A 230-nucleotide genomic window follows, 5' to 3' on the forward strand; every position below is an offset into this window, starting at 1 on the left:
GGTCCGCAGGCGGTTTTATTAGTCTTATGTGAAAGCTCCCGGCTCAACTGGGAAAACGCATAGGAAACGGTAGAACTAGAGGATGTGAGAGGTATGTGGAACTCATGGTGTAGGGGTGAAATCCGTTGATATCATGGGGAACACCGAATGCGAAGGCAGCATACTGGCACATTCCTGACGCTCAGGGACGAAAGCACGGGTAGCGAATGGGATTAGATACCCTTGTAGTC

The 230-nt window shown here is 50.4% G+C and carries 1 rRNA gene; it reads left to right on the top strand.

Annotated elements, in window-relative coordinates:
* Window positions 1-230, top strand: a 16S ribosomal RNA gene (locus tag ACTHSL_RS14345); the annotation flags it as partial.

The organism is Neisseria sp. P0008.S010 (genome assembly GCF_051962715.1).
In the GTDB taxonomy this organism is placed as follows: Bacteria; Pseudomonadota; Gammaproteobacteria; order Burkholderiales; family Neisseriaceae; genus Neisseria; species Neisseria elongata.